This window comes from Cellulomonas algicola, from assembly GCF_003851725.1.
Classification (GTDB): domain Bacteria; phylum Actinomycetota; class Actinomycetes; order Actinomycetales; family Cellulomonadaceae; genus Cellulomonas; species Cellulomonas algicola.
Genome location: NZ_BHYL01000501.1, coordinates 1 through 1,396 on the forward strand (window position 1 = coordinate 1; position 1,396 = coordinate 1,396).

Annotated in this window: 1 protein-coding gene; it reads right to left on the reverse strand. The window is 80.2% G+C overall.

Annotation, left to right across the window (positions count from 1 at the left end):
* Window positions 1–2: 2 nt before the first annotated feature.
* Window positions 3–1,396 (reverse strand): thiamine pyrophosphate-dependent enzyme (locus CTKZ_RS21120; protein ID WP_124344706.1); only part of this gene is annotated, 1,394 nt, incomplete at its 5' end.

A 1,396-nucleotide genomic window follows, 5' to 3' on the forward strand; every position in this document is an offset into this window, starting at 1 on the left:
GGTCAGCCGAGGGCGCCGTCGACCGCGCGCGCCACGTCGGCCGCGACGCGCTCGCCGAGCGCCCGCCGCCCGGTGCGGTCCACGCGGACCTCGACGACGCTCAGCCCGGGTCCGGGCGCCGCGAGCGCGGGCAGCAGGCCCTCGGCGTCGACGACGCGCGTGTGCCGCACCCCGTACCCCGCGCACAGGGCCGCGACGTCGACGCCGTGCGGGGTCGCGAACACGCGCTCGAACACGCCGGACCGGTCGGGCTCGCCCGGCTCGAGGGTCGCGAAGATCGACCCGCCGTCGTCGTTCGCCACGACGACCTGCAGGTCGACGACCGGCTCGAGCGGACCGCGCAGCAGGCCTCCGACGTCGTGCAGGAACGTCAGGTCGCCCACGAGCGCGCGGACGCGTCGGCGTGGCAGCCCGAGCGCGACGCCCGCGGCGGTCGACAGCGTGCCGTCGATCCCGGCGAGCCCGCGGTTCGCGAGGACGAGCGGGGCGGTGTCCCAGCGGGCGACGAGGTCGAGGTCGCGAACCGGGTTCGACGAGCCGACGACGAGGACGTCGTGCGGCTGCAGCACCCCCGCGACCGCGCGGGCGAGCGCCGGGCCCGTGACGCGCGTGCCGCTGCGCGAGCGTCGGGCGTCCCGCTCCCCCGGGCCGTCGAGCAGCGCGTCGACCGCCGCGTCGGCGGCCTTGCCGGCCGTCTGCCACGCCTCGAGCCAGCCGGTCGGGGCGTGCACGCGGCCGCGCAGCATGCGGGCGGGCACCTCGGTGAGCACGTCGGACGCGTTGCGCGCGGCGTCGGGCCACGCCCCGCCCTGCGGCGCGACGACCACGACCTCGACGTCGGCCCGCCCGAGCAGGCGCTGCACGGGCCGGGACAGCGTCGGCCGGCCGAGGACGACCACGCGCCGGACCGCACCGCCGAGCCGCGGGTCCGCGAGCAGGAGGCGGTAGGCCGCGATCGCGTTCGGTCCGCCGCGCGCGCCCGAGGACGGCTCCGCGAGCAGGGGCCAGCCGCACGCCTCGGCGACGCGTCGCGCGACCGGGCCGGCGCCGTCACCCGCGACCACGACGGTCGGGACTGCCCCCCGACGGCGACCGGACGCCGTCGCACCGGCCGCACCGCCCGCGGACGCCAGGGCCGCACGCGCGTCGACGACCGCGGGCAGCGCCGCGGTCACGGCGCCCGGGAGCCCCGCACCGCGTGACTGCACGTTGCCGAGCCCGACCGCCGACGGCTCGGGCCAGGGCCCGGGCGGCGGGACGAGCGGCTCCCGGTAGGCGAGGTCGAGGTGCACCGGGCCGGGGTCGCCCGTGCGCGCACCGGTGGCGGCCGCGACCGCGCGCGAGACGAGGTGGCGCAGGTCGCGGGCCTCGTCGGGCAGGCCGACCGGTGCGGGCA